General features: G+C 52.3%; 3 protein-coding genes. All 3 read right to left on the minus strand.

What is annotated here, in order from left to right; translation table 11 throughout:
* Nucleotides 1-34: 34 nt before the first annotated feature.
* The 3 genes from R7R78_RS30040 to R7R78_RS24765 all read right to left on the minus strand — a co-directional run bounded on the left by R7R78_RS30040 (nucleotide 35) and on the right by R7R78_RS24765 (nucleotide 840).
* On the minus strand, nucleotides 35-199 hold the full coding sequence (locus R7R78_RS30040) for a hypothetical protein (RefSeq protein ID WP_406707390.1): 165 nt from the start codon (nucleotides 197-199) through the stop codon (nucleotides 35-37).
* Nucleotides 192-347, minus strand: a complete 156-nt coding sequence (locus tag R7R78_RS30045) for a hypothetical protein (protein ID WP_411979497.1) — start codon at nucleotides 345-347, stop codon at nucleotides 192-194. Before R7R78_RS30045 ends, R7R78_RS30040 begins: the two co-directional genes overlap by 8 nt.
* Before the next feature lie 133 nt (nucleotides 348-480).
* Nucleotides 481-840 (minus strand): hypothetical protein, encoded by a 360-nt coding sequence (locus tag R7R78_RS24765; RefSeq protein ID WP_000422768.1) that lies wholly within the window; start codon nucleotides 838-840, stop codon nucleotides 481-483.
* Between the last annotated feature and the right edge of the window lie 106 nt (nucleotides 841-946).

Below are 946 nucleotides of genomic sequence, written 5' to 3' on the forward strand. Positions count from 1 at the left end.
ACCTGGTTGGCGTTCGCGTTTTGAGTATTCGTCGTCATTGTGTTTGCCCCTTCAACATTCCCCATAGCTGACGGTGAAGATCAGCGATTACCTTGTACGTCCCCTTCACTGCTGGTTGCTCAAGGGTCTTGAGCATCCACAAAGCAATAAACAGGCTGGAAAGCAGTGCCACCACCAACTGGATGTTGTGGCTACTCAAATAGACGGCCTAGCCGTTTAGGCAGGCACTCAATAGCAACCAGACCCTGGCCGTCATCAGCCCCCAGCGGTGATAGGTCACGAGCAGGTAGGCTGTTACGACAGAACAGAGTGTCATGGCACCAGAAGTGGCTAGGTAAACGACCCATGTACTGGCCTCGCCAGTGACGTAAGTGCCACCAACGGAGAAGGACAAGCCAAAGATCCAAATTGCTGCATTCCGGAGTAGGGCATCAACAATGATGTAACTAGCAGCGAGATTGATAATTCCGCGTTTTAGCATTACCCCCTCCCGTTATTCTGATACCTGCCCAGCTCAGCTCTGAGCCTATTAATTTCTTCCGTGGCTTCGGCCAACTGCTCCCGATACTTCTTGAACTGCTGATATGAATGCCAGGACTGTCCCTTCGATACTGACTTCGTGATGGCGGCGACCTCATCCGGCGTCAACCGGGTGAGCTGCTCTTCCGGGTAGATCAGGATGGTGTTGCTGTCCCAGTCAAAGCCTGCGTGAATAGCTTTCACCCCCACTGTAGGGGTTCCACCAATCCCACCTGGCTGGTGGATGACAAGCCTCAAAGGCGCTGAGGCCTTGTGTGGATGAAGGCTATCGAGAGCCTCTTTTGCTTCTTGTAACTCCATAGATTCACCTCATAGTGAAATCAGGCCCCGGAGAGCCTGACTTTCACATGTGAAAGTTAATTTGCCTTCTGCTGTCTGGCAGAAACCCTCAAGGCCAGCGCCTTTT

It is taken from the genome of Vibrio sp. 2134-1, assembly GCF_033339495.1.

Coding starts and splice junctions, on each gene's coding strand:
- R7R78_RS30045 (WP_411979497.1), bottom strand. CDS start 347: ATGGGTCGTTTACCTAGCCACTTCTGGTGCCATGACACTCTGTTCTGT.
- R7R78_RS24765 (WP_000422768.1), bottom strand. CDS start 840: ATGGAGTTACAAGAAGCAAAAGAGGCTCTCGATAGCCTTCATCCACAC.